A 26,605-nucleotide genomic window follows, 5' to 3' on the forward strand; every position below is an offset into this window, starting at 1 on the left:
ACCATGCTTTTTGTAATTACAGAATTGGGCACTTCGATGCTCCATAGTAGTCTAATCAGACATCCCAGGATACGTAAATGCGCAATGCAATTCTTCCCATCGCCGTAGCCGTGGCAATGTTTATCCTGGGGTTATTCATTCTTAATACACAGGTCTGGTACACCACTCGCGCAGACGGTCTTGCTGGGGCAAGGTATGTATCAAACAATATGACAGTGATTCTGAATGAAGCCCGCCTTGCTAACCGGACGGCGATGGGTATTGCCGAAAAAGGCTGTGGCCCGGAAGAGCAATATCAGCTTGGTACTTTAGCAGCACTCCTCCCCCATCTCAGAACTATCATTATAGTCAGGAGGGGAGCAGTCTGGTGTTCATCCCTACCGGGAAATCGCGTACTACTGGTTAACATTAACGCATTGCCGAATTCCCAACTGTTACTTGTGCCTTCCAGCAGTACAGTTGACGGTCTTCCTGTTCTTCTCGTTCAGACCAAATACGCTGACAGCCGTATCATAGTCACAGTAAGCGATAGTCATATCAGGGATGCGCTGGATATCCCATTAAAAGGCCTAGGATACGCCCTAAGGGTAGGGAATAACGTAATAGGTATGTCCGGTGATGTCACTAAGGTAAACGAAACGCAACATCTTTCTGCACACGTTAGGGACTCAGAATATCCCTTCAGTATTGATTACAACTACGTTGCGTTTTTCAGCATGCAGAACCTGCAGAATATGATCAGTCAGGCTGGGGGGATACTGCTGTTTTTACTGCTGATGTCCTGTCTCGCCGCCTACATCCTTAATAAATATCTTACTAAAACTACTCTCCCTGAAGAAGCGCTTGGTCGGGCCATTTCCAAGGGGGATATCGTCCCTTTTTATCAGCCTATCGTAAATGGCAAAGATGGCACACTTCGTGGTGTTGAAGTGTTGGCCAGATGGAAGAATCCGAACGGAGGGTATATTTCTCCTGCTTCATTTATTCCTCTGGCGGAAAAATCAGGGTTGATAGTACCGTTAACGCAAAGCCTTATGGCCCAAGTAGTGTCTAATTTGAACGCCGTTGCCAGTAAAATACCAGAAGGATTCCATGTTGGGATTAACTACAACCCTTCTCATATCGCAGCGCCCACATTTGTGGAAGAGTGTTTGAAATATAAGAATTGTTTCAGTCGGCACGATTTGAAACTTGTCATTGAGGTAACCGAGCGTGAGCCCCTGAATATCGATGAAAAACTTGCTCAAACCCTGAATGAACTGCATGCAAATGGTTTTTCCATTGCACTTGATGATTTTGGAACCGGCTACTCAGGGCTCTCCTACCTACAGGATCTCAATATTGATTACATCAAAATTGATCAAACTTTTGTAAGTCGGGTTAATGAGCATGAGGACTCGACTCTCATACTGGATTCTGTCCTTGACCTTGCGCGAAAACTTTCAATAAGCATTGTTGCAGAAGGTGTAGAAACGCAAGAGCAGCTTGACTATCTAATCAGGAACAATATCTTATTTATGCAGGGATATTATTTCTTTAAGCCAGTTCCTTTTTCTGAATTAATAATGATTTTGTTATCTAAACCTAAAGTGAGAGTGAAGGTTGAATGAACAGTTGGATGTTCACAAGAAACGTCCGCTCCTCGCTCATTGCCGACCTTCAACTCAACTGCCTTGTCCGCTTCGTGCCATAAACGGACACTATTGACCTTGAACAATGAAAATGAATAACAACCCGGCCGGGCCTACCCAATCATTTTTCAGAGTATGAAATGCGGTAGCCACTGCCTTCCCTGAGAACACTGGCAAACCCAGCCTGACTTAAATGCATGCCGGCAATGATCATTTTTTCGCTGGCGGCTTTTCTCATAATTTTCTTTCTTGTTTCCTCAGCCTGAGCGGCATCAGTGTCGAATAAAATAGAAACAGCCGGTTGCGCTGACTGAATATGCGGATAATGGACAATGTCTCCCCATATTAATAAGCATTTATCATCCGCATCGATGCGAAAACCGGTATGCCCAGGCGTATGACCCGGTAGCCATACCGGCATAATACCTTCTGCTATTTTGTCGCCGTTAAAAAAACGCACCTTACGGGCATAAGCGTCTAAGGTTTGGCGGACCAGCCAAAAATTACGTTGTCCGCGCTCATTTGCGATGCTGAGTTTTTTATCATCCTGCCAGTGTCTCGCTTCGAGAGGATGAAGAAAAATTTCAGCATGTTTGAAAACAGGCTGTTTCTCAGAATCCAGCAGGCCTCCAATATGATCCGGATGGCAGTGCGTCAATAAAACAGTATCGACGTCGTCAGGGCTTACACCCGCAGCAGCAAGGTTCGCGTTGAGTTGTCCTGCCATGTTGTTCAACGGGCCTGTGCCAGCGTCAACCAAAATGATCCGACCCAGACCGCGGATAAGATAACAGTTTATATGGATATCGCCGGGCTCACTGACTCCGGCACGGCATTGAATAACGTCCGCATCAGCTTTTTCAATGCCTGACAGCAAATCCAGACTCGCCGTCATATTGCCGTCACTCAGCGCAGTTATTTGAAAATCGCCAATCTGGCAGAACGGAAAGGGATGGCTCATCATTTCCTCGAGGTTAGTTGCGGGCGAACAGGTGTTCTGCTGGATAGCCAAAACAGCGAATACGGGTCGTCAGACCAGAGGCCTGATGAGTGACAAATTCCAGTTCAAGCATAAAGTTTTCCATGACTTCATGGGTTCGCAATGTTGTCAGACGATAAAAGAGCTCGGCATAGACCGGGTGCCCGCATCCCGGCTTAACATCGACAAAAACGATATGAACGTTTTTGGGCTCTGCATCAAGGATGTCACAGCAGAGGGCGCTGCATTTATAGGTAAAATCACCAAGATTTTTAAACTTGTCAGAGTGATTTTCAGAAATATAAAAAGTCAGATTAGGCATGATGTTATGGCTTCCCTTTATCAGGGCTCTGCAACTGAGGTGTCAGAGGTTCGTAGAGATACACTCCAGATACCTCTGTAAACAGCGGGACCATCTCAACAGGCAAGACATATGCAACGCGATAGTCAGGGGATTTATCCAGCCCCACTGCATGCATTTCCAGCCCCTGATATCCCTGTTCTGTCTCTAAAAAGTCTATTGGCTTTGCGCTCAATAGCAGAATGTTATCGAAAGAGATGGGTGTAGCAAGGCCCTGGCCTTCATAGAGGTTACGATGCCAGTCCGTAATGTAGACCTGCCAATGAGAGAAATTACCGCCCCCTTTTAAACGATAATCCTCACTGCTGAGAATCTCCGCATCATTAATCGTATGAATGGCCAGGTAAACAGGACAGCCGGATGTTAAGGCGCGAAAGCGTTGAGAAGTCGTGAAGCCAGCAACAGATATCAATGCGGGCAGTTTTTGCTGGCTGTAAAAGGCATTCCATTCTGCCTCGCTTTCAGGATCGTTATACGAGCATTCCACGGTATAGAACATAAGCCCATCTCTCTATGAGTCATAAACGCAAGCAAACAGATTTGCTCAATGATTTTATGTCATGCTACAGACTGTATGTGCCGCTTAAAAACGATAATATGTCACTGGTTAGTGACATTAAATCAATGAGAGCACATTGCAGGCATTGAGCAAGGAACAGGTTTTATGCGCAGAAAAATACCCAGTAGTGCGTCCCTGCAGGCTTTTGATGCCGCCGCAAGGCACGGCAATTTTGCTCGTGCCGCAGAGGAGTTATCCTTAACGGAAGGGGCGATTAGCCGTCAGATTGCGCGTCTTGAAACGTTGCTGAACTGTAAATTGTTTGACCGTATGGGAAGCCGGGTAAAGCTTAACCCTGTTGGCGCGCGCTATGCACATCACGTACGTGAAACGCTCGATCGGCTCGAAAGAGATACGCAGTACATAATGGGAATGCCTGAGGGCAGTAAAAGTCTGGATATTGCTGTCCTGCCGACCTTCTCCTGCCGTTGGCTCATTCCCCGCCTGAGCGGGTTTAACTCTTTGTTCCCGGATATAACGTTAAATATTGCGGCGAGAACGGATCCGTTCATATTGCCAGGCAGTGGCTTTGACGCGGTCATTCATTTTGAACATTCCGCATGGGCAGGCATGCGTATGCAGTTTCTGTTTCAGGAAAATCTGCTTCCTGTTTGCAATCCCGCACTGTTAACTAATATTGATGTCAATAGACAGTTAAACGAACTTCCGCGCATTCACCGTCGACAGAATCCTGATGCATGGCATCACTATGCCCGGGAAAGTGGAATACACCTCGATAATCCGGCTCAGGGTGTGCGGTACGATCTTCATGAAATGGCTATCGCTGCCGTCATCGCAGGACACGGCGTAGCATTGGTTCCGCGTATGTATGTCGAGAACGAATTAAGTTGCGGTATGCTTGTTTCGCCATGGCCCGCCTCAGACTGCCTGAGTAAAAAATTCTGTTTAGTAAAACCGACGGAAACGGGAATCAATGAGGCTGCGCTGGAAAGTTTTGAATGCTGGTTGCTTGCTGAAATGAATATGCCCATCAGCTTTAATGCCGAACGATGACATTACGTCTGTTTCTCGCTAATAAGGGACAACCATACTCAAATCTCCCACATTGCAGGAGATTTGAGTATGAACATGTCACCGTGGAACAAAGACCGTATCATCGGCCAAAAAAGACCACTTCAGATATCTCATATCTGGGGGATCCGAATCCGGCTTGAACTGGAAGGTAAAACGCGCGATTTAGCTCTGTTCAATATGGCCCTGGACAGTAAGCTTCGAGGCTGTGATCTGGTCAAACTCAAAGTATCTGATGTCGCATATGGTAGCTTGGTTTCAAGCAGAGCAACGGTGTTGCAACAGAAAACCGGTAGCCCTGTGCAATTTGAGATAACTAAAGGAACAAGAGAAGCTGTTGCTGCATTGATAAAGCTTGGCAATTTGCATAGCAAAGACTTCTTGTTCCGGTCTCGAGTCGGAACTAACCAGCACATATCAACCCGGCAATACAACCGAATCTTTCATGGGTGGATAGAAAAGCTTGGTCTCGAAGATTCGCTTTACAGCACACATTCCATGAGAAGAACAAAACCTTATCTGATCTACAAGAAAACCAAGAATCTCCGGGTGATTCAACTTCTATTAGGCCATAAGAAACTGGAAAGCACAGTCCGTTATCTGGGCATTGAAGTCGATGATGCGTTAGAGATCTCTGAATCGATTGAAGTCTAAGGTTGTCAGGGCTGCAACAGCAGCCCTGTGCCAAGAGCGGACATTATTTACGTTCGATGCATCCCTCGTAAGATAGGCCATCCCGGTTCGCCTTCAGCTACACTTGTTCCTGTTTTTCATCATGAACAGATAGTATTCCGCTGCAGCAGGCTGGTATGTTTGTTCCAGGACATTTAAATCAACAACATGCATGGTCCAATAACGATGAAAGTGATTCTTGTTCGACACGCAGAAACAGAGTGGAATGTGAGAGGCGTTATTCAGGGGCAGAGCGATAGTACGTTGACCCACCGGGGGGAGCGCCAAACATCAGCCTTACTGGCAGCATTTGCCGCAAGTGATTACCAGATTGAACGTGTTTACGCTTCTCCACTTGGTCGTACCTGGCAAATGGGACAGAGCCTGTCTGAGTGCTTTGGTTGCTCATTGGTAGCTGAAACCGCCCTTAAAGAACAGGCATTTGGTCAGTTTGAAGGCATGTCAACGGCACAGTTCCTGCAACACCATCCGAACGATGCAAATGCGTTATTCAAACTTGATGCAGAGTATTGTCCGCCAGAGGGAGAGTCATTAGCACAGGCAACTCAACGCGTAATAAGTTTCTTACAAAACCTGCAAGGCACCAAAGAACATCAGTGCGTATGTATCGTCTCGCATGGGCATGTCAGTCAGGGAGTGCTGGCAATACTTAAAGAAGGGACTATCGATAACTTTTCCCGATATGCTCACCCCAATGCAAGTTACTCCGTTTTAGATTTTTTTGATGGAAAATGCATTGCGCTCAGATGGGGAATTGCCACACACCTACTTGAACGATAGGTTTCTAGTGGCCATTTGAGTTCAGCGATCTTACCGTAACACGATGTCCGCTCCTCGCTCATAAATGACGATACCCCCTTGCAGTAATCCCTCCTATTAGGCCTCGCCAAAATCGCATTCACCTTTTTGCTTAACCGGCTTTTATGTGGGGATCCGACTTGGTTATTTTACGGATTCTGGCGGAGGAGAAGTGAGACTGGTGATGATAAAACACTAACATGTGAATAAGTGGATGTAATATAACTCAATAATATTCCGGCCACTTTATTGTGGGGCATCTGTGGGGCATTGAAGTCAAAATTTTTGTTCAGCAGAGCTACCCGGCCTCCGTTTTGTTCCGACATCCATTTACCATAGACGTTGAAAACTATCTGGGAATTTGTGTGTCCCATCTGGTTAGCAAACGAGTACGTGGCAGATTCTCAATACTGCACATATGCTTCTTAAGCATCCTTCGGAATGGATGTTTCTGAAAGCTTTTTTGTGGTGGATCTCCCTAAGCGGAGGGGCGGTTCAGCAGGACATTTCTCCAGAGTGTCTAACCAGCGCGCGGAAATGAATGCTGTGATCATTTCCACCGGGAGGCACCCGGCACCACTCCCTCAGTTATTGTCAACTTAGCTATTTATGCCTGCTTTTCCGAGCAGGCTTTTTTTTCCTTTGTGTTTTGTAAGTGTTCTCAGGGCTATGAAAGGGTGCTAATCCTCAGTATGTGTTTTAGCAAAACGATCCTCGAAACAATACAAGCTCGTTTGAGATAAAAAAGCGCGGAGAACGACATCACTCCTCTCCGCAATAATAATTCCATCTTCTGCCCGTTTGTCTTTCTTTTATCCACAAAAGCTAAAGCCATGACTTAATGTAAATAATAACATTTTTAAACTATGTGGATAGTTAATTATTTTTTGTATAAATGACTCTCCTTAAGGATTGTTTAATCTATGGCTTTCCTAATAAGAAAGAAGCGCCGGAGAGTATCTATCATCATCAGGCTGCCGTTTGGCAGCCTTTTTTATTTCTAGCTACAGCACTCGCACTTAGCGAGGTGAGAGACCATGAAATTGAATGATTCAGGGAACATCTTCACGCAGTTCTTCGCGTGGGTAGCAGCTCTGGCGTCAGCCATTGAATTTACCACTCAGGATCTGGTGTCCATGTTCTTTGGCGCTGCTGGTCTGCTTATCTCCTACATTAACGGGCGGGTAGATGCAAACCGCAGGCGTAGAGAGGATGAGAAGCGAACAAAAATGGTCAATGACTACCTGAAAGGCGTTGGTGATAAATCCCTAAACGAGCGTCCAGCTGCTGCAAGCGTGGTCGTTGAGGCCTTACAAATGGAAGGTGAGTGATGGGATCCAGAGCAAAGTCGAGTACAGCAGTTCTGGGCCTCGTACTGGCTGGTGCACCGGCATCCGTCATTCTCGATAATTCAGGTGACCGCCACGGGGCATGCGAGGCAATTCGCTGGTGGATTAAAGACGGTGGTCGCGATTGCCGCATGACTAAAGGCCAGAAGAATGGATGCTACGGTTAGGTAGAGCGGCGAGACCAGGAAAGTGCGTTGGCGTGCTGGGGGATAGACCAGTGAAATTTAATCTTTTACCAATCGTGGTTGTGGTTAATGCTGGTCTATCAGCTGCACTCGGTAAAAGTTGCTCAGACGCCAATGTCCTATAGAGTGATAACGAAGTTCTTCGCAGTGACAATGCTCTGCAGGAGCAGTTAATCGCTACTCAGGCATTCAATTTTAATCGGTTCAATCAGGTTGCAGAACATGCCAACAGACTTATCTCCCTGATCGACACCAGTACAGAAGAAACCATAATCGAATACCGTGAGATTCTTCGCCGTGAAAAAACCTGTGATCTGCCTGTTTCTGCTGATATCGCTGGCGGGTTGCTCGAATACGCGCACCGTTTACGTGCCAGCGCCTTGCACACCGATACCAACAGACCTGACACAGCCGATGATCGTGCCGCTGCTGCCAGATCAATGACGTACTGTCAGGCGGTCTCGTGGATAATGCCGCTACTGGCCGTAATTGAGAAGGGCAACAATAATTTCGCTGGCATAAGGCAGATCGAGCTGGAAAGAAATTACCAGGGATGGCTCGTCCTTGAGCACACGGGTATTCCTGAACGACGGCTTTACCTGACATAGCAAAGCACTATTAAATTGTAGAAAAGACTCAATATTTAACAAGCGTGGCACAGCATTGAAAAAAAGCCCCCGCATGGAGGGCTACCAGAGTCTCAGTTTCACTTGCTCTTTTTATAGATGCTTCCCTGGAGTGGCAAACTCCTCATCAGAGTCCTAAACAGCCTGGCAAATAGCTAGTAATCAACAAGCATAAGCGGTAGCGATTAGGATAATCCTTACCTGATCATTTGGGCTGGGCAGAAACATCAAATGTTCTGATTATCCATAGGGCTGACATAGCGACTGCAAAGGTATAGAGTTGATGTGTCTTTATGGAATGAGGATTAACATGAAAGGTAAAGTGATTATCGCTGCTATGGCTTTGGTTTCGTTCAGTGCTCTTGCCAACGAGGGGCAGTATCTTTCTGACTTCGCCAGTGCAAAAAGCACCTCTAAAAGCTACTCTCAGTTGATTAGTAAAAACAAACTACCTGCATGGGTAAAAAATGGTGGCACGAGCACGCCATCAACCGAAGTTACAGTTGCAGGCAAAAAGTATATTGCCCTGTCAGGGTGTAAACCACACAGTTGCCCAGAACAGAATATTGCTGTTCTCTACTCACCTGATAGCGGTGATATCCATGGTGTTTTTTCTGATTTCAATGCAGAAAAGAATCGTGAGACATTGACCTGGTTAAACGTGGATCCGATTGATTCTGATGCGATGAAAAATGCGCTTTTCAATCGGCTGTACGGCAATTAAATAACCCAAGCTTCAAACTGTAATCCACTAGTTTGAAGCTTCAAAATACAAATCAATCGCCATTCAGTGTGTTGGTTGCTCACATCGCACCCTCATTTCGCTTAACTTTAGCAATGAACTCCTCTGTTATTGATAGTCCCGCTATGATTTCCGAGTTTAAGACAGAAGCACCAAATTTACTTACGAGGTCCAGAAGAGTTTCATATGTCTGGATGAGTTCCATTAGATCGGAAATCACTAATTGGTCATGCTCAGTGCGAAAATGAGACTCGGCGGAGGTTTGATGCACTATCCACTCGAGATTGGTCTTGATTTTCTGTACGTCATCGTAGTTATACATATTTCATAAGCTTAAATCCTCATTTCAAGATTTCTTTGAGAAAAATACTTCATTGCTTCAAATACTGAAGCTGTGAGTGACGTCTAAAGTTCATTCAGTTTAGAGGTAACAATGGCTAAGCCGGACTGGGGCGAGCTGCAGAAGCGGTTCCTGTCTGATCACGCTGCTACTGGCATATCCCCTAAGGAATGGTGCGAGGCGCATAATCTTAATTATGTAACTGCTCGCCGCTATATCAAGAAAACTGCTGCGCAAAATACAAAAATTTACCCGCGAAAGATAGTGCGCACTGCGCAGAAAGATAAAAGCGCAGATGAGCTGGTGGACATAAAGCTAAGCGCGAAGGTAAAGCGCTTTATTGCTGAATACCTGAAGGACAATAACGCCACAGCCGCCGCTGCGCGTGCTGGTTATAGTGACCCAAACTACGGTCGTCAGCTTATAGCGAATCCTAACGTTGCGCAGGCTATTGCGCAGCAGCAAAAAGCGTCCATTGCGCGCACGCTTGGCAGTGCCGATGAGGTACTCGAACAGATGTGGCAGCTAGCCACCTTCGATGCAAACCAGCTTTCGCAGTATCGTCGCGGCGCGTGTCGTTACTGCTGGGGCTTCGGTCATCACTACCAGTGGCTCGGGGGGGTAACGGCGGTAGAGAAGTTAATCATCTGCGGAAACAAGCCAGGTTCATTCAGATTGTTGATGTTCTGGGTATAGTTAATCGTGTGGTCAGTTCTGAAGAAATGACAGGAGTCTGCCGGTGCTCCCTGTGCACCGGTAGCATGCGAAATCAGGTGCTGCTGGTGGACGAGCTTCGAAAGCGCGGTATTCACTTCAAGAGCCTCACTGACAGCATCGATACCTTAAGTCCGATGGGGCGTTTCATTTTTCATATTATGTCTGCTCTCGCAGAAATGGACAGGGAGTTGATAGTTGAACGCACCCGGTCAGGTTTGGCGGCTGCGAGGGAAAAGGTGCGAATTGGCGGCAGGCGTCCGAAGTTAACAGCCGAACAATGGGCACAGGCCGGGAGGCTCATTGCTGATGGGGTTGAAAGGAAGCAGGTGGCGATCATTTACGATGTGGCTGTCTGCACACTGTATAAAAAGTTCCCTCCTTCTAAACAGGCTTAATTTTGTTCACATGAACGTTCAGCCGGAAAATTTACAATAACCATAATCTGAAGTGAGAGAGAAACTTACAAACGAAACGGCGAAGCTTTAAACAGTCACAGCGTATCCGGTGTCTTGCGTACCCTGGTAAATAAAACTACTGTATATAAAAACAGTATTCGAGGTGTGCATTATGGAGTTCACCAGGCCTGCAGAACTGCGAGAAATTATTACTCTTCCGCTTTTCAGTGACTTAGTGCAGTGTGGTTTCCCAAGCCCTGCAGCTGATTACGTTGAACAGCGCATTGATCTTAATGAGTTACTTGTCGCTCACCCAAGTTCAACGTATTTCGTTAAGGCCGCTGGCGACTCAATGATAGAAGCAGGGATCAGTGACGGTGACCTGCTGGTTGTGGACAGTTCGCGCACAGCTGAGCATGGAGATATCGTTATCGCCGCGGTAGAAGGGGAGTTTACAGTTAAGCGCCTGCAGCTACGCCCGACAGTCCAGCTCATACCGATGAACAGCGCTTACTCGCCGATAATTGTCGGCAGCGAGGACACGCTTGATGTGTTCGGTGTCGTGACTTTTATCGTGAAATCTGCGAACTGAGCATGTTTGCACTCTGTGATGTGAATTCGTTCTACGCATCATGCGAGACGGTGTTTAGACCTGATCTGAGGGGGCGGCCGGTGGTCGTGCTCTCGAATAATGATGGCTGTGTAATCGCGCGCAGCCCCGAGGCCAAGGCCGCTGGAATTACCATGGGGGAGCCGTTTTTCAAGCAAAAAGAGTTGTTCCGGCGCGCTGGTGTTGTTTGCTTCAGCAGCAACTATGAGCTCTATGCAGACATGTCGAACCGTGTGATGACGACGCTTGAGGAAATGAGCCCTCGTGTCGAAATTTACAGTATCGACGAAGCTTTTTGCGACCTGACCGGTGTTCGCAACTGCCGGGACCTGACTGAGTTCGGCAAAGAGATCCGCGCTACAGTTCTGAAGCGTACGCACCTTACTGTCGGAGTCGGGATTGCCCAGACAAAGACACTGGCGAAGCTGGCCAACCACGCTGCAAAGAAATGGCAGCGGCAGACCGGCGGGGTAGTGGACCTGTCCAATATCGATCGCCAGCGCCGATTACTGGCTATCGTGCCGGTAGAGGACGTATGGGGCGTCGGTAGGCGTATCAGCAAGAAGCTAAACGCCATGGGCATTAAAACGGCTCTGGACCTCTCTGAGCAGAGTACGTGGATTATTCGAAAGCACTTCAATGTCGTCCTGGAGCGAACCGTCCGAGAACTGCGCGGTGAGCCCTGTCTCGATCTGGAGGAATTTGCGCCTGCAAAGCAGGAAATCGTCTGCAGCCGGTCATTCGGTGAACGCGTCACTGATTACGAACAAATGAGGCAGGCCATTTGCTCCTATGCAGCGCGGGGTGCTGAAAAACTGCGTGGTGAGCACCAGTATTGCCGTTTTATCTCGGCGTTCGTGAAGACATCACCCTTTGCCCTAAATGAGCCGTATTACGGTAACAGTGCATCTATGAAACTTCTTACCCCCACTCAGGATTCCCGCGATATTATCAACGCTGCGGTAAAGTGCCTGGATAAAATCTGGAAGAATGGTCACCGGTACCAGAAAGCCGGTATTATGCTCGGGGACTTCTTCAGTCAAGGTGTGGCCCAGCTTAATCTGTTTGACGAGAACGCGCCGCGGGCCGACAGTGAAAGGTTGATGGAAGTGCTCGATCACCTGAACGCAAAAGGCGGGAAAGGAACGCTCTATTTTGCAGGGCAGGGCATACAGCAACAGTGGCAGATGAAACGGGATATGTTATCTCCACGATATACTACGAGGTATTCAGACCTAATAAAAGTTAGATGATTCTTTAAACGGTCTATTCATTCGAATCTAATTATCGGGTATGAGTATTAACAGTAATATGTCTACTACTATGCTTTTGTAATGTAAATAAGCCCCTGCAATTATACAGGGGCTTATGGATATGATGCCGGGTGCCTCCCGGTGAGTCATTGAACTAACCACTCGTGACTCGCTGCTTCAGAAATTCACGATGAGTCGCTTGATATACAAATCATCAGGTTAATTAGCCCTGCCGCTGAGGAGGATTCATCATTAAACCGAATGTAACAGCAATGCTTAGCAAATGATACAATAATTACTGATGTGCCTCATGATTTTTTTCGCAGTTTGCACGGTCAAAGTATTTTCAGATGGCGAAGGTTAAAATATCGATGTTCATTTTTTGACTTTAAGTCTTGAAACAAAGGTTAAGGTTTTGTCTTCTGGGCAAATCATTAGAAAAATTGCTGTGGGAGATTCTTCTAAACGTGTAATTCCATGCAGCATCTGGTAGAGTCTTTTTTTTAGTTTTTCTGCTCCATCTTTTTCAGACTCCCACTCTAAAACTGCCTGACCCTCTGAACCAATGAATGCATGGGATGGAAGTTTGACACCTCGGTTTGACTTACTTGAATAGTTCCGGTCATGCAAGAGACCCAAGAGAAGAGGGTTGATATTATTATCTGAGGCTCGTGCTTCAATTACTATTAATACTGTGTAATGTAGGATTTTCATGGAAGCCTTATGGTTGCTTCAGCAATAAAGTCATATTGCCATGGTGTTGGATGTATATGTCTTAATTATAAATGTTTGTGTGGGGGTAAAAAAAGCCTGCGTTAAGCAGGCTATAATAATTAAACGTAGTTATAATAATGATTTCATGAATGTCGGTGTTGAATCCCTAACGTCAAAGATACTTCTGCGCAGCATCTAATATTTCCTGAGAGGTAAGCTCTCGATCTGATGCCACATGGGCCACTTCATGGTCACCTGTTAAAGAGGGTAAACCTGCTGACATTATCTGAAGGTTTATCACTTCTCCATTAGGATATTCTTCGCGTATTGATGTCACACCTTTAAGCACAGTGATAACTTTACCTGGCTTACCATTAAAAAAAATGATTACTTTTTTCATATATCACCATGTACTTTGAGGGTTTTTAGCCCCTGCAGGTGTTCGAAAGGGTTCTTTTTGTCCATTTTTTTTGCCTCTTTCGAAATTAAAACAAGCATTATACTGCCTTAACGTGTACTGTAACGGTCCATTTGAACTGGAGAAGTCTATGTCTGCACGTAAAAACACTCAATTCCGCCGAAATTATTTAGTAAAATGTCTTTGTCCAAAATGCTCAAAAGATTCCGAACATAGTTACAATCGTGTACAAAAGGGGGCTCAATTGGTGTGCCCGTACTGCTGTGCTTTATTCAAATCTTCCCAGCGCTTCTAAAAAATTAATAAAAAATAAGAAGTGATGCTTTTAGAGGCTGCCTAACCTCTTACGCACTTTAATATTTTATAAGCAGTTAGCTTCTGCTTTGAGACTGTTCATGCAGCAGTCCTGCATTTCATCACATCGGTCAGCAAACTTGATAGTAAGTAAATATGCTGGCCTGTTGTAATGATGTGCGTAACCGAGCAATCACCTTCCACTGATAAAGTCATGCTGGCTTAAGTAAACCATCTAAAAATTATCTATCGCAAAGTGTTACATTGGCAGCGATTGGACCTTTAGTTCCAGCTATGATAGCGAATTTGACTTTTTGTCCTTCAAATAGAGTATTAAATGTTTCTCCCAGCAGGGAAGAAGTGTGAACAAGAACATCTTTACTTCCATCGAGTGGGGAGATAAAACCAAACCCCTTATCTTCGTTAAACCACTTAACAAGACCTATGATTTTAGATGACATACAAACTCCGTATGAATATTTAAACTGACAAGCAAGCTCATGATAAGAAACGTATTAGGGTATACGTATGGACTCAAGAGGAGGAGGTATCAGAGATAACACCTGGTTATGAGAACGGCTTTTGGAAAAGTTAGATTCATCATCGCAACGAATCAGTCAAACCATTAAGGCACGTGTTGAATGATTAAGCAAATTTTATTTTAGCCTTCCAGAAGGCCGTTAAAATAGGATTAGCTATTATTAACCAATCCTGTATAGTTCAATCTGGATTGCCATTAGGAAAATATTTTTCTCGTAAAATGACAGGAATTGTCAAAAGTTTTGACTTCAAGAGCGGAAAGGGATTGATTATCCCATCAGATGGCAGAAAAGATGTTTTTTTTACATATTTCTGCATTGAGTAATAATGAAAGCCAAACGTTAAAACCTGGCGTTCGTGTTGAATTTTATCGTATAAATGAGCTTAGTGGTTCGATGGCTGCAAATATATTTATTTCTTAAAGTAAGATAATGTTGAACCAAATATAAAGTGCACATCAAAAGTACATCAGATTATATATCTATTTGTTCTATCAATTTTCTCCCCTGATTTTTTACTCTTCCTACTTCACGGGTCACAGCATGCCAGATAAACATCTCAGCTGGTACAGAGCCGTCAGATGCAATCTCTTTCGCTTCTTTCCCTCCAACGTCCTGCCGTATCCATTCCCGGGCCGCTTCTGGTGACAAAACAAGTGGTCGGCGGTCGTGAATGTCGACCAAACCTTTATCAGCTGCAGATGTCACGATGAGAAAACCTTCTGCTTCATCGCCGCGCTCAAATGGTGTGCTGCCGATCGATGCCATAAATATTGGCTGGCCGTCGGCACGGTGAATGAAGTAGGGCTGTTTCTTGTCTCCTTCCTTCTTCCATTCGAACCACCCATCTGCGAAACAAATCGCCCGTCCATGCAGCCATAACGGTTTGAACATGCGACTCGTAGCCGCCGTCTCGACGCGCGCGTTAATCAGTGGCGGCTTATCCCACCACCCGGGCGCGTAGGACCAGAGAACCGGATCGAGATGCAGCTGTTCGTCGCGTTCGCTCAACAGCAGGACTTTGGTACCTGGTGCCACGTTGTAACGTCCAATGGGTTCCGGGTCGTATGCGATGTCGCGATCGGCTTCATCGGCCAGGTATGCCAGATATTCTTCGCGGGTTTGGGCTTGTGCAAAACGTCCACACATAGAAACCTCCAGTCAGTCAGACTGAAAGTATAGGTGTTATCCCGTTTTTTCCGGCGGCAGAAGTTTCAATGCGGCATCCATGAAATCGTTCATCACTGAGATTGGGATGTCGGGTTCCTGATAGGTCAGGGTTAGCTCGTGTGTTACTTCCGAGTAGAAAACTTCAGCGAGTTGCTTTTGCGGGGAGGTATCCGCCTCTATGAGCTCAAGGAACATTCCGTCGCGAACAACATCGCTGCCTCTGATGTAGTGGTAGGTTTTCTGTTTCATCGTCCTGATGCTGTAGTTGGGAGTGATGCAAAGAGTTTGAACGGATTTGGATGGAGGGTAAACGTCCGGAAGTGGATAATGGAAAAACGCTCGCAAGATTTTGATGATGGGGCATAGTTGGGGCAAAAAATCAGCTCAAAACAACTCAAAACCTCATAAGGCAGTGACTCGTCTTGCGCTAATGCTTTGGTTTTAGCTAGCTACTGACTTACTTCAACTTAGTTCGTCAAAAAGATGCCGCACATGCAGATAAAGCACTAATTAATGCAAATTACTATCGGGAACGCATTATTGCTCAAGAAGCAACTAAAAATGAATTATGCGTCATGAAATCAAAAAAAGGTGTGTTTTGCTGTACGGCTGAACCGCGGGTCCGTGGAGCGGGGTCAGCAGGGAAATAGGGGTCAAGGTTCTGTTTTCTGTGACAAGATCTTTCGTTTTTTCTTCAGGTACATCACTTCGTCACATTTACCGATCATCTCCGCCAGCGTCGCATACTGGTCTGCGTTATTGATCAGTTCGCCAAAGGAGAAATTGATGTTGTAGGGCTTACCCGAGGTGTCATTGTAATGATCGAGACTGGCACTCAGTGCGTCCAGAAAAGAGACGGTGTTACCGTCCCGCCGAAGAAGGGCGGCAAACTCATCCCCGCCGAGGCGGCCTGCAATTTCGCCCGGTTCGAGGTGCTGATGTAAAAAGCCGGCAAAGACCTTCAGCACCTCGTCACCCTCAGCGTGTCCCCAGAGATCGTTCACCGGTTTAAATTTGTCCAGATCGAAATAGATGAGGCTGAACGACGCATCCTGCCGGTTCATCGCGCGAAAGAGTTTTTCGCCGGCGCGGTAAAACCCGCGCCGGTTGGGAATGCCCGTGAGGCTGTCCGTCATGGTCATGCTGATGGCCTCGAATTCGTCCTCTACGATACAGGCCAGGTCCCGGAGGGACGCAATGTCCTCATCCGAGAAGTCACGGGGAGAGGTGTGGATCAGGCACAGCGTGCCGGCCACCGTGCCGTCCGGCAGGCTCACCGGCTGGCCGGCGTAGAACCGGATGTGGGGCTCACCGGTGACCAGAGGATTATCGTGAAACCGGGCATCGGCAGCCGCATCGTGAATGATAAAAGGCCCCCTCTGCAGAATGGCGTGCCCGCAGAACGAAATATCACGTGGGGTTTCGCGCACGCCGACGCCCTGACAGGCGAGGAGCCACTGGCGCTCGCGATCCAGCAGGCTAATCAGGGCCACCGGAACCTGAAAGGCTTTGCGGGCCAGCCGCGTCAGGCGTTCAAAGCGTTCATCATCACGGGTATCAAGAAGACCGGTAATATACAGGGACTTCAGTCTCTGTTCTTCATTCTCCGGAATACCGGGTGCCTGCATGTGCTCTCCTGGACTGTTCAGAATTTTATAAACAGGCAAGTATGTGCCTGAGTCTGGCTGAGTATAGTTCACAGCACTTGAGCCGGTGACTATCGCCATTCCTGTCCGTGGCAGACGTTCAGTATTCGGAATTTCGGTTCCTGAAGGTACAATCACGCATTAAGACTGCAGGCTCACAGATCCTGTTTGCCAATTTTCGGATCCAGAGGGAAGAAAAGCGGAACTAATGCAGCCCGAGCACAAAAGGGGGGTGTTTATTGCTGAATGGGCATTAGCGCTGCGGAAGCACAGAAAGAAAGTTTATGTGTAATAAAATGAACAGGGTTCCATTTGCGAGTAAGGCGTCAGATTTCTGGAGCCTGGTTAATCCGCATCCGGAACGATAAATCCTGACCCGGACTCAGACGTCCGCGTCAAGCCTGCGGCAGGAACGCGCTCCGCTCAGTTTTTTTTATTCACACACAGTGCAAAAGGTGACTGCGGATTCCCCAAAAGCCAGGCATTGGCTGTAGAGCTTAATCGTAACTGGCGTTCTGTGCCTTCAGGAACAAAGAAAAAACTCTTTTCGATAATCTCATCATCTGCATTATCCCGTGCTGTTTTAATATGACGCATGTTGCTCACAACTATTTCTCCCGGCGTCTTAATGTCATAGTCAAACATAATGTTACGTGAGACCGTCTGCTTGCCACTTGCGGTCCCGATACTACCGGAGAGCACAACCAGCCCTTCAAAATCACTGTCCAGCCTGAATGTTAACTCCAGCGTGGAAATATAATCCGGATTAGCATGATCATAATGAAGAATGGTTGAACAGTTTATTGTCAGGCCGGGTTTCTGTGAACGCTTAAGCCACGTCAACCCAGCGGCTATGATTATCAGCCCTGAGATAAATAAGGTTATCCATTTTTTTTTAAATCCTGCGTTCATAACCACTCCAGTAATAATTCAGACAGGAAATGTATTCATTGTCCTTCAAGGTACATCGGCTGATAAATGCCCGGCCTTCGCGGCCGTAAAGATAAGCCTCGGAAACCTGGTACAGGAAGGTCGTGCCATTCAGACATGAAATCCCCCCCTCCTTGACCAGTTCGGTGAAGATCATTTTTTTACGTTCTGACAGCGCCGGGGAATTATTCTGAGTGGTGTATACCGGGCACTGGCCATAGTCGAAGAGAAAATACGTCGACATATCGTTCTTCGGTATCTGTACGTTTTTCCAGGGCACTACGCCAGCAAGCATAAAATAAATTGCCGTTGCGAGGACACACAGGACCATTGCTGCTGTTATAAATATGCGACCGGAAAGAAAGGGCCCTTTTGTTTTTTCTACAGTGCTGTCAACAATTTCAACTGTATCGCTTTCGGGGGCTGAGGCAGTAATGATGTCCTGTGGTGCATCTTCAATAATCTGTACGTCCACATCACCGTTAAACATAAAACCTATTTTGGGGATAGTAGATATACACTCTGTGCTGACACCAAAGATTCGGAACTGTTTCCTGAGCTCGGAAATGTATTTGTTCAGCGTATGATTTGAAGAGTGCAGGCCATGTAAATCCCATACGTTAAGGAGCAGGTCATCACGTGGTACAACCTGAGTACGCTGTTCAATCAGGTACGAAAGCAGTCTGTTCATTATCACCGTCAGGACGATAAGTGAACCCTCATCGTCCTTAAGCCACATCGCGCCGTCTTCAGTACGGTACTTAATCCGCATATCAATCAAATAAACCATTTCCGACTCTCCGTGCCTCATGGTTAAAGGGGCCAGAAGATGAAGACTTCCGGTGAAAACTTATACTGCCGACTCGTTTCCAATGATACCACAATCCCCTTGCTGTGCACTTTATGTAGTTACATTATCTGTATTTGGTGTTTAATTTGGATTTTTTACTTGTAATTAGGTTGTTTGGCGATACATGTTGTCGCTTCAGGAATTGACTGGATACCATATCCCCACAAAATGAAGTCACCAGAATACGCAAAAGCGATGACTTCACTAAGCGAATCTTGGGGCAGGATGGCTGGTGTGGCCAGTAGAGAATAAGGAGCTAACAGAAATGAAACTCATCAAGATACTGATGAAAATTGAAAGCATCTTCAGTTCCTGGCATACAGCTGTCAGAAACAAGGTTGTTTCAGCCCAGTTAAGCGAAGCAGAGTTCATACCTTATATACAGCCAATATATAACTCCCGGGAGCTAATTGGCGGGGAAGTGCTGCTGAGAGTAAAAAAGAAAGGTATCCTGTATACGCCTGAAAGTTATATTTCATTAATGGAGTCTGGTGAAATTATTAACGACGTTACGTGTGAGCTCCTTGAGAGTGTCAAAAATCACTTCACTCCCTATATGGAACTGTTACCAGAAGGATTTCATCTTTCATTCAATATCTGTTCAAAGCAACTTAACTCACCACGAGTGATAAGTGCTATTGAAGATTTTAATCAGCATTTTAAGGGTAAGGTAGCCGTTATCCTTGAAATTGTAGAGCGTGGAACAATGGTTCTCGATGATTTTGCGCTTGAAACAATGCAGCAACTCTCCGATGCAGGCGTTCGGTTTGCTATTGATGATTTCGGTAGCGGGAGTGCGTGCCTTAAATATATTGAGCATACTGGTTTCTCAACAATCAAGATTGATAAATGTCTGACCGTTGCCAGTAATGGTTCACTGATTTATTCCGCTGTCATCGATTCAATAATATCCCTGTCCGAGAGACTGCAAATCCAGGTGGTTGCAGAAGGTATAGAAAACAATGTCCAGCTGGAGCTTTTAAAGGAGAGAGGTGTGCAGATTTTTCAGGGATATCTGTTTTCAAAACCTTTAAGCATGGGAGAGTTTTGTAGACACATTTGACTTCTGGAATCATGACAACGCGTTAAGCATCAAACACTGGCGTTGGATTAAATATTAATTAAAACGCCAAAAACATTTTACTCACCTGCAGTAAGGCAGACAGGTAAAGTCTGAATCGCATTGAGATCTGAAATAAAAGAGTTCTCAAGCTGCCACAAATTACATTACTGAATATTCAGTGGTGCAGGTTATTGCATCACTACCAATTTAAATTATTACTGAGGATATATAAGTTATGTCTGCTAACTTCCCGAACCCGCCTGAGTTGCCGACCTGTACCGGGCCGGAAGGTATTCTGTTTGATTTTAATTACGGCGCCCGCGTTTACCTGCCAGAAGGAAAATGGCACGTCATCTTAATGGATGATGACAGTGGCAATATTCTTTTCAGCTGCGATTCAGAAGGTGGGTGGGTTACCAGCAATAAAAAGTATTACGTCCGTTTTCGTATCCAGGTATTCCACCAGGGAGAAGCGATTCCGCTCCTGGATGAAACGCTGAACATGAAAGACAAGCCCGTTGTCATCTTTTTCCCGACGGGCACGCTGGGCGACATGCTTGGCTGGTTTCATTATGCAGAGCGCTTTCGCCAGCTGCACCGCTGTCAGCTCGAATGCGTCATGGGGCAGGAAATCATCGAGTTGCTCAGCGCGCAGTATCCCGAGATCACGTTCTCCACAAAGGACAATCTGCAGACGCTCAATCCCTACGCGTCCTGGTATGTCGGCCTTTTCTTTAAGGGCGACACCACTCATCAGCCCATCGATTTCAGGAAGGTCGGCTTCCACCGTAATGCCGGCTACATCCTGGGAGTAGATCCGCGGGAGTGCCCGCCGCGCCTGAAGCTTGATGCGGAGCGGAAAATTGCGGAACCGTACGTCTGCATCGCCGCGCAGTCAACCAACCAGGCAAAGTACTGGAATAACGGCCATGGCTGGGCAGAGGTCGTTGCTCATCTTAAGTCTCTGGGATACCGGGTGCTGTGCATTGACCGCCATGCACATTATGGCCAGGGCTTCATCTGGAATCACATTCCACAGGGTGCCGAAGACTTCACGGGCAATATTCCGCTTCAGGAGCGGGTGGACCTGTTAAAGCATGCGAGCTTCTTTATCGGGCTGGGCAGCGGGCTGTCATGGCTTGCCTGGGCTTCCGGTATCCCGGTGGTGTTAATCAGCGGATTCAGCCTCCCCAATAGCGAATTTTACACTCCCTGGCGAGTGTTCAGCAGCCATGGCTGTAACGGCTGCTGGGATGACACGTCCGTTGATTTTGACCACGTGGATTATTTGTGGTGTCCGCATCACAAGAATACCCCCCGACAGTACGAGTGCACGAGTCTGATAACCGGTAAACAGGTCATCGGCATGGTGGATCGTCTGCATTCAGGATTAGTTGATAAGTAAGGAAAATAAACATGAACAAGATATATACCACGGTCTGGTGCGAGTCGCGCCAGCAGTGGATTGTCACCTCTGAACTGGCAACCGGGTCCGGTCGCCCAAAGCTGACGCCTAAAAAGAGCGCGCTGGCACTGCTGCTGGGTGCAATGCTGCTGCCTTCAGGGCCAGCTATGGCTGTGAATTATGAAGGGGTTACGTTAGACGGGAGTACTCAGGAGCTGTATTCAGGCGATACGGCCACCTCAACGACCATTAACAGCGGTGGTCAGCTGCTCATCGACGCCCTTGGCTCTGCTACGTCCACTACTATTAACTCCAGCGGAGAGCAATTCGTTTACGATGGCGGTACAGCTACTGTCACGACCATTAACAGTGATGGCACTCAGAATGTTGAAGGCGGCTCTGCCACAGATACCACAGTAAGCAGTGGCGGCAGGCAGCACGTTTATATTGGCGGCTCGGCCACCTCTACGACCATCAGCAACGGTGGTATCCAGGCTATCTTTGGCAACGGCATTGCCTCCTCCACGATTATCGACGGTGGATTACAGGACATTGGCAGCGGTGGTAAAGCGATTGATACCACCATCAACAGCGGTGGTAGTCAGCGCGTCTCCAGTGGCGGCTCGGCCACTTCTACTACCATCAACAGCGGTGGTTATCAGCGCGTCTCCAGTGGAGGTTCGGCTACTTCTACCACTATCAATGGTGGTGGTCAGCAAGTCTCCAGTGGAGGTTCGGCTACTTCTACCACTATCAATGGTGGTGGTCAGCACGTCTCCAGTGGAGGTTCGGTCACTGACACCACCATCAATGGTGGTTATCAGCACGTCTCCAGTGGAGGTTCGGCAACTTCTACCACTATCAATGGTGGTGCTCAGTTCGTCTCCAGTGGCGGCTCGGCCACTGACACAACCATCAGTGGCGGTGGTCAGTACGTCATTAATGGAGGCTCTGCCACCTCTACCACAATCAATGGTGGTGGTCAGTACGTCTCCAATGGAGGTTCGACCAATTCTACCAATATCAATGGTGGTTATCAGGATGTATTAAGTGGAGGCTCAGCCACCTCTACTATAATCAACAGTGGTGGTATTCAGTACGTCTCCAGTGGCGGTTCGGCCACTGACACAACCATCAGTGGTGGTATTCAGTACGTCTCCAGCGCCGGCTCGGCTACCTCGACCACAATCTATGGTGGTACTCAGCACGTCTCCAGCGGCGGCTCAGCCACCTCTACTACCATAAATAGTGGTGGTTCTCAGCACGTCTATGGCTCGGCCACCTCTACTATAATCAACAGCGGGGCTCAAGGCGTCTTTAGCGGCGGCGTTGCCTCGATTACAACCGTCAGCAGCGGTGGGCAACAGCACGTCTACAATGGCGGCTCGGCCACTGACACCACTATCCACAGTGCTGGTGAGCAGCACATCTTCAGTGGCGGCTCGGCCACTGACACAACCATCAGTGGTGGTTATCAGTACGTCTCCAGTGGAGGTTCGGCCACCTCTACCACAATCAATGGTGGTGGTCAGCACGTCTCCAGTGGAGGTTCGGCAACTTCTACCACTATCAACAGTGGTGTACAGCGCGTCTCCAGCGGCGGCTCGGCCACCACTACCACAATCAATAGTGGTTCTCAGTACGTCTACAACGGCGGCTCGGCCACCTCTACCACTATCAATGGTGGTGGGCAACAGCGCGTCTACAGTGGCGGCTCGGCCACCACTACCACAATCATTAGTGGTTATCAGCACGTCTCCAATGGCGGCTCGGCCACCTCTACCACTGTCAACGGTTGGGGGGTTCAGCACGTCTCCAGCGGCGGCGTTGCCTCGATTACAACCGTCAGCAGCGGTGGGCAACAGCACGTCTACAATGGCGGCTCGGCCACTGATACCACCATCAACAGCGGTGGTTATCAGTACGTCAGCGGCTCGGCCACTGACACAACCATCAGTGGTGGTGGTCAGCACGTCCGCAATGGCGGCTCGGCCACTGATACCACTATCAATGGTAGAGGGAATCAGCATGTCTCCGGTGGAGGTTCGGCCACCTTTACCACTATCAACAGCGGTGGTGCTCAGTACGTCTACAGTGGAGGCTCGGCCACTGACACAACCATCAGTGGTGGTATTCAGAGTATCTTCTTTGGTGGCTCGGCTTTCTCAACGACCATCAACAGTGGTTCTCAGGATATTTATGATGGAGGTTTGTCTACTTCTACTACCATCAACGCTGGTACTCAGGTCATCGGCGTCCTGGGTGGTGGTGGATCGGCCACTTTCACAACTATCAACAGCGGTGGTGCTCAACATGTCTCTCGTGGTGGGCGGGTCGACTCTACTGATATAAAAAGTGGTGGCAGGCAGTACGTCTCCAGCGGCGGCTTGGCCACCTCGACCACAATCAACAGTGCTGGTTATCAGACTGTCCTCAGTGGCGCCTCGGTCACTGATACCACCATCAACAGCGGTGGTGCTCAGTACGTCTCCGGGGGCTCTGCCACCTCTACCACAATCCACAACGCTGGTTATCAGGCCGTCTACAGTGGCGGCTCGGTCACTGATACCACCATCAATAGTGGTTATCAGTATATCACCAGCGGCGGTAAAACCACCGACACAACTATAAACGGCGGCCAGTCCTGGCTGAGAAACGGTGCAGTGGCCGACGGCGAAACCCGCGTGAACGCCGGTGGCGAACTGTTGATGGACGCCGGCGCTCTCGCAACGGACGTCAACATCTCCGGGGGCACTCTCTCAGTCAGCGACCTTACTGATGCCACAGCCAGCCTGGACACGGCTCAGGTCGGTAAGCTCACCATGGACGGCGGCAACGTCAACTTCCTGCGCAACAGCGACGGTGAATTTGCAAAGCTGACGATTATGGAGCTGAACGGCACCGGGAACTTCCTCCTGAACACCTCACTGGCTGATAAAGCCGGCAACTTCGTCACGATTGAGCAGGGCTCAGGCCAGTTTGGTCTTGCCGTGGCTGACTCCGGTAAAGAGATATCGAGCCACGATGACCTGACGCTGAATCTGATTCATGAGAAGGGTGGTGACATTGACTTTGAACTGGTCACGGCGTCCGGCCGAAGCACCCGATTCGTGGATGGCGGTACCTACATGTACACCCTGTACAGCCAGCAGGATAAGGACGGCCATACCGGCGGTAACGTCTGGTATCTCGGTGCCATGGATAACGGTGGCGAGAACCCTGGCGGTGGTGAAAACCCTGGCGGCGGTGAAAATCCTGGCGGTGGTGAAAACCCTGGCGGAGGTGAGAACCCTGGCGGAGGTGAAAACCCTGGCGGAGGTGAAAACCCTGGCGGAGGTGAGAACCCTGGCGGCGGTGAAAACCCTGGCGGCGGTGAAAACCCTGGCGGTGGCGAGAACCCTGGCGGCGGTGAGAACCCTGGCGGTGGTGAGAACCCGGGCGGCGGCGAAAACCCTGGCGGCGGTGAGAACCCTGGCGGCGGTGAGAACCCGGGCGGCGGTGAAAATCCTGGCGGTGGTGAAAATCCTGGCGGCGGTGAGAACCCTGGCGGCGGTGAGAACCCGGGCGGCGGCGAGAACCCTGGCGGTGGCGAGAACCCTGGCGGTGGTGAGAACCCTGGCGGTGGTGAGAACCCTGGCGGTGGTGAAAACCCTGGCGGAGGTGAAAATCCTGGCGGAGGTGAAAATCCTGGCGGTGGCGACAACGGCAACGCGGGCGGTAACGGCAGCGGCGGCAAGAAGCCGATGACCACCCCAGCAACCGACGCTGTTCTGGCCATGTCCAATGCCGGTCTGAACGTGATCCATGGCGAGCTGGATGGTCTTCGCACGTATCGCGCGAGCCTGGACAAAACCGGACCGGAAAGCAGCGTCTGGGGTCATTATCTCGGCAGCAAGAACCACACGGATACCAGCAACGGCGCAGCCTACACCCTGAACCAGAACGGACTGGAAATCGGTGCCGACATCCGGACTGACTTTGAGCGCGGCAGCCTTGTCACGGGTGCGTTCATGTCTTACAGCGACAACACGGTGAAGCATGCCCGCGGCGGTAAAAGCAAAATCGACAGCTACGGCCTCGGCCTGTATGCGACCTGGTTTGATGCCAGCGGCTTCTACGCTGACGGGGTGGTGAAGGGTAACCGCCTGAACAACAAGCTCAGGGCGGTCATGACCAACGGGGGCATTACCGGTGGCGACTGGACGCAGTATGCGCTCAGTACCGCCGTGGAAGGGGGATACCAGTTCAGCATCAGTGACGACCTGAGCCTCACTCCTTATGCCCGGATGTCGTTCGTGCAGATGACCGGTGAGGACGTGAAGCTCAGTAACGGCATGAAGGGCAGTACCGGGACCCCGCGTTCCGTCACGGGTGAGGCGGGTGCGAAGCTTGCCGGCAAGTTCAGCCTGGGAGCAACTGAGTTCAAACCTTACCTGTCCGCTGCGGTGGTGCATGAGTTTGCTGACTCGAATGAAGTAACGATCAACGGGCGTAACCGCTTTGACAACAACGTCAAAGGCACGTCAGGCAGGTACGGCCTGGGCGCGTCGGTTGACGTGGGCAAAGATGTGACTCTGTACGGTGAGGCAAACTACCGTCAGGGCAGCCACGTCGAGGCGCCGGTCCAGGGCGTGGTGGGGATCCGGTTTGGATTTTAATCGCTGACAGTCACAGTGAGAGGATATGCCTCTCACTGTGCCCCCTTTTTTATTTAATTACGGTCTCCTTATGAAAAATATCATTCTCACCAGGAATGTATTTATCTGTCATGCGTTTCAGGAAATCCTGAGCGAATATAAATGCAAAGATATTTGTGTAGTGGATATCGATTCATATTATTCGCTATATGAATTATTGAAGGTCATGAAGGATGCGAATTTACATCGTGAGCAGAAAATATATTTCCTGAAAGGCACAGGCATTCTTTCAAAAATGCTGATTTCGATCACCGCCTTTCATGTCCTTGATTCTCTGTTACGCCTTAAAAAGGTGATACGGACAGCCAGGGTGCCAAATTATGCGTTTGCAGTGAAGTACATACGATCTTATACGAAGCTGAGCATGATGACACACAAAGAGAAGCTAATTGCTAATGAAATTTTAAAGTACAGGGATGTGCCAAGCATGGCGCGTGCGATGAAGTTAAACCATAAAACGCTGTATTCACGCGTGCGAATAATGGCTATCAAGCTAAACCTGCGCGATATAGGCCAGATGCGTAAATATTTTTCGTCAGAAATGGCGGCGGCTACCTGTGTGTCAGATAACCGGCTGGAGATTAATTAAATATCAGGCTGCCTGCATTG

24 protein-coding genes and 5 pseudogenes are annotated in these 26,605 nt (G+C 48.3%); 18 read left to right on the forward strand and 11 right to left on the reverse strand.

The window, feature by feature from the left end; genetic code table 11:
- The first annotated feature begins 77 nt into the window (after positions 1–77).
- Positions 78–1,610: an EAL domain-containing protein gene (locus ACMGGQ_RS23485; protein ID WP_420290645.1), complete on the forward strand. Its 1,533-nt coding sequence runs from the start codon at positions 78–80 to the stop codon at positions 1,608–1,610.
- A gap of 142 nt (positions 1,611–1,752) precedes the next feature.
- On the opposite strand, the gene ACMGGQ_RS23490 is transcribed toward ACMGGQ_RS23485, so the two are convergent.
- The 3 genes from ACMGGQ_RS23490 to ACMGGQ_RS23500 are packed head-to-tail and all read right to left on the reverse strand — an operon-like array spanning position 1,753 to position 3,470.
- A complete protein-coding gene (locus ACMGGQ_RS23490; RefSeq protein WP_420290688.1) occupies positions 1,753–2,592 on the reverse strand; it encodes an MBL fold metallo-hydrolase in 840 nt (279 codons plus the stop codon).
- A gap of 13 nt (positions 2,593–2,605) precedes the next feature.
- Positions 2,606–2,932, reverse strand: a complete 327-nt coding sequence (locus tag ACMGGQ_RS23495; RefSeq protein WP_420290646.1) for a hypothetical protein — start codon at positions 2,930–2,932, stop codon at positions 2,606–2,608.
- Between the two features lie 4 nt (positions 2,933–2,936).
- Positions 2,937–3,470, reverse strand: a complete 534-nt coding sequence (locus ACMGGQ_RS23500; protein ID WP_420290647.1) for a sugar ABC transporter — start codon at positions 3,468–3,470, stop codon at positions 2,937–2,939.
- 165 nt (positions 3,471–3,635) lie between these two features.
- Here ACMGGQ_RS23500 and ACMGGQ_RS23505 point away from each other — a divergent pair, with 165 nt between their 5' ends.
- The 11 genes and pseudogenes from ACMGGQ_RS23505 to ACMGGQ_RS23555 all read left to right on the forward strand — a co-directional run bounded on the left by ACMGGQ_RS23505 (position 3,636) and on the right by ACMGGQ_RS23555 (position 12,270).
- Positions 3,636–4,544, forward strand: coding sequence for a LysR substrate-binding domain-containing protein (locus ACMGGQ_RS23505; protein WP_420290648.1), 909 nt, complete (start codon positions 3,636–3,638; stop codon positions 4,542–4,544).
- Positions 4,545–4,613: 69 nt separating this feature from the next.
- On the forward strand, positions 4,614–5,216 hold the full coding sequence (locus ACMGGQ_RS23510; RefSeq protein WP_420290649.1) for a site-specific integrase: 603 nt from the start codon (positions 4,614–4,616) through the stop codon (positions 5,214–5,216).
- Positions 5,217–5,420: 204 nt separating this feature from the next.
- Complete coding sequence (locus tag ACMGGQ_RS23515; RefSeq protein ID WP_407859543.1) at positions 5,421–6,035, forward strand: histidine phosphatase family protein; 615 nt, start codon at positions 5,421–5,423, stop codon at positions 6,033–6,035.
- A 1,055-nt stretch (positions 6,036–7,090) separates the two neighbouring features.
- A complete protein-coding gene (locus tag ACMGGQ_RS23520) occupies positions 7,091–7,384 on the forward strand; it encodes a hypothetical protein (RefSeq protein WP_420290650.1) in 294 nt (97 codons plus the stop codon).
- Between the two features lie 77 nt (positions 7,385–7,461).
- Positions 7,462–7,569 (forward strand): annotated as a pseudogene (locus tag ACMGGQ_RS23525) (lysozyme); the annotation flags it as partial.
- Between the two features lie 50 nt (positions 7,570–7,619).
- Positions 7,620–8,195: pseudogene (locus tag ACMGGQ_RS23530) on the forward strand (hypothetical protein).
- 328 nt (positions 8,196–8,523) lie between these two features.
- Entirely contained in the window at positions 8,524–8,937 is a 414-nt protein-coding gene (locus tag ACMGGQ_RS23535) for an Ivy family c-type lysozyme inhibitor (protein WP_248223303.1), read from the forward strand.
- 451 nt (positions 8,938–9,388) lie between these two features.
- Positions 9,389–9,934 (forward strand): annotated as a pseudogene (locus ACMGGQ_RS23540) (terminase small subunit); the annotation flags it as partial.
- A 116-nt stretch (positions 9,935–10,050) separates the two neighbouring features.
- A pseudogene (locus tag ACMGGQ_RS23545) lies at positions 10,051–10,407 on the forward strand (recombinase family protein); the annotation flags it as partial.
- Between the two features lie 172 nt (positions 10,408–10,579).
- Positions 10,580–10,999: a translesion error-prone DNA polymerase V autoproteolytic subunit gene (locus ACMGGQ_RS23550; protein WP_420290651.1), complete on the forward strand. Its 420-nt coding sequence runs from the start codon at positions 10,580–10,582 to the stop codon at positions 10,997–10,999.
- Between the two features lie 2 nt (positions 11,000–11,001).
- Complete coding sequence (locus ACMGGQ_RS23555; RefSeq protein ID WP_420290652.1) at positions 11,002–12,270, forward strand: Y-family DNA polymerase; 1,269 nt, start codon at positions 11,002–11,004, stop codon at positions 12,268–12,270.
- A gap of 375 nt (positions 12,271–12,645) precedes the next feature.
- Here the strand turns inward: ACMGGQ_RS23555 and ACMGGQ_RS23560 are convergent, their stop codons facing one another.
- Positions 12,646–12,984, reverse strand: a complete 339-nt coding sequence (locus ACMGGQ_RS23560; RefSeq protein WP_420290653.1) for a hypothetical protein — start codon at positions 12,982–12,984, stop codon at positions 12,646–12,648.
- Between the two features lie 172 nt (positions 12,985–13,156).
- Positions 13,157–13,384, reverse strand: a complete 228-nt coding sequence (locus ACMGGQ_RS23565) for a hypothetical protein (RefSeq protein WP_420290654.1) — start codon at positions 13,382–13,384, stop codon at positions 13,157–13,159.
- 148 nt (positions 13,385–13,532) lie between these two features.
- On the opposite strand from ACMGGQ_RS23565, the gene ACMGGQ_RS23570 reads away from it, so the two are divergent.
- Positions 13,533–13,697 (forward strand): YnfU family zinc-binding protein, encoded by a 165-nt coding sequence (locus tag ACMGGQ_RS23570; protein WP_420290655.1) that lies wholly within the window; start codon positions 13,533–13,535, stop codon positions 13,695–13,697.
- A gap of 241 nt (positions 13,698–13,938) precedes the next feature.
- Here ACMGGQ_RS23570 and ACMGGQ_RS23575 read toward each other — a convergent pair whose 3' ends face one another.
- Entirely contained in the window at positions 13,939–14,157 is a 219-nt protein-coding gene (locus tag ACMGGQ_RS23575; protein WP_042719078.1) for a cold shock domain-containing protein, read from the reverse strand.
- Between the two features lie 299 nt (positions 14,158–14,456).
- Here ACMGGQ_RS23575 and ACMGGQ_RS23580 point away from each other — a divergent pair.
- Positions 14,457–14,658: pseudogene (locus tag ACMGGQ_RS23580) on the forward strand (cold shock domain-containing protein).
- Positions 14,659–14,709: 51 nt separating this feature from the next.
- Here the strand turns inward: ACMGGQ_RS23580 and ACMGGQ_RS23585 are convergent.
- The 5 genes from ACMGGQ_RS23585 to ACMGGQ_RS23605 form a co-directional block, all read right to left on the reverse strand.
- Positions 14,710–15,384 carry an SOS response-associated peptidase gene (locus tag ACMGGQ_RS23585; protein ID WP_420290656.1) on the reverse strand — a complete coding sequence of 225 codons (675 nt, stop codon included), beginning with the start codon at positions 15,382–15,384 and terminating at the stop codon, positions 14,710–14,712.
- Positions 15,385–15,420: 36 nt separating this feature from the next.
- A complete protein-coding gene (locus ACMGGQ_RS23590) occupies positions 15,421–15,654 on the reverse strand; it encodes a hypothetical protein (protein WP_420290657.1) in 234 nt (77 codons plus the stop codon).
- A gap of 404 nt (positions 15,655–16,058) precedes the next feature.
- Positions 16,059–17,033 (reverse strand): diguanylate cyclase domain-containing protein, encoded by a 975-nt coding sequence (locus tag ACMGGQ_RS23595; protein WP_420290658.1) that lies wholly within the window; start codon positions 17,031–17,033, stop codon positions 16,059–16,061.
- A gap of 441 nt (positions 17,034–17,474) precedes the next feature.
- Positions 17,475–17,963 (reverse strand): hypothetical protein, encoded by a 489-nt coding sequence (locus ACMGGQ_RS23600; RefSeq protein WP_420290659.1) that lies wholly within the window; start codon positions 17,961–17,963, stop codon positions 17,475–17,477.
- Entirely contained in the window at positions 17,947–18,771 is an 825-nt protein-coding gene (locus ACMGGQ_RS23605; protein ID WP_420290660.1) for a winged helix-turn-helix domain-containing protein, read from the reverse strand. The genes ACMGGQ_RS23600 and ACMGGQ_RS23605 overlap by 17 nt, the downstream gene beginning before the upstream one ends.
- Before the next feature lie 325 nt (positions 18,772–19,096).
- Between ACMGGQ_RS23605 and ACMGGQ_RS23610 the strand changes: the two genes are divergently transcribed.
- The 4 genes from ACMGGQ_RS23610 to ACMGGQ_RS23625 all read left to right on the forward strand — a co-directional run bounded on the left by ACMGGQ_RS23610 (position 19,097) and on the right by ACMGGQ_RS23625 (position 26,585).
- Positions 19,097–19,894, forward strand: coding sequence for an EAL domain-containing protein (locus ACMGGQ_RS23610; RefSeq protein WP_420290661.1), 798 nt, complete (start codon positions 19,097–19,099; stop codon positions 19,892–19,894).
- Between the two features lie 235 nt (positions 19,895–20,129).
- A complete protein-coding gene (locus tag ACMGGQ_RS23615; protein ID WP_420290662.1) occupies positions 20,130–21,299 on the forward strand; it encodes an autotransporter strand-loop-strand O-heptosyltransferase in 1,170 nt (389 codons plus the stop codon).
- An 11-nt stretch (positions 21,300–21,310) separates the two neighbouring features.
- Positions 21,311–25,957 (forward strand): AIDA repeat-containing protein, encoded by a 4,647-nt coding sequence (locus tag ACMGGQ_RS23620; RefSeq protein ID WP_420290663.1) that lies wholly within the window; start codon positions 21,311–21,313, stop codon positions 25,955–25,957.
- A 70-nt stretch (positions 25,958–26,027) separates the two neighbouring features.
- Entirely contained in the window at positions 26,028–26,585 is a 558-nt protein-coding gene (locus tag ACMGGQ_RS23625) for a hypothetical protein (RefSeq protein WP_420290664.1), read from the forward strand.
- The last annotated feature ends 20 nt before the right edge of the window (positions 26,586–26,605 follow it).

Origin of the sequence: Enterobacter sp. BNK-13 (assembly GCF_048685015.1) — a bacterium.
GTDB classification, from domain to species: domain Bacteria; phylum Pseudomonadota; class Gammaproteobacteria; order Enterobacterales; family Enterobacteriaceae; genus Enterobacter; species Enterobacter quasiroggenkampii.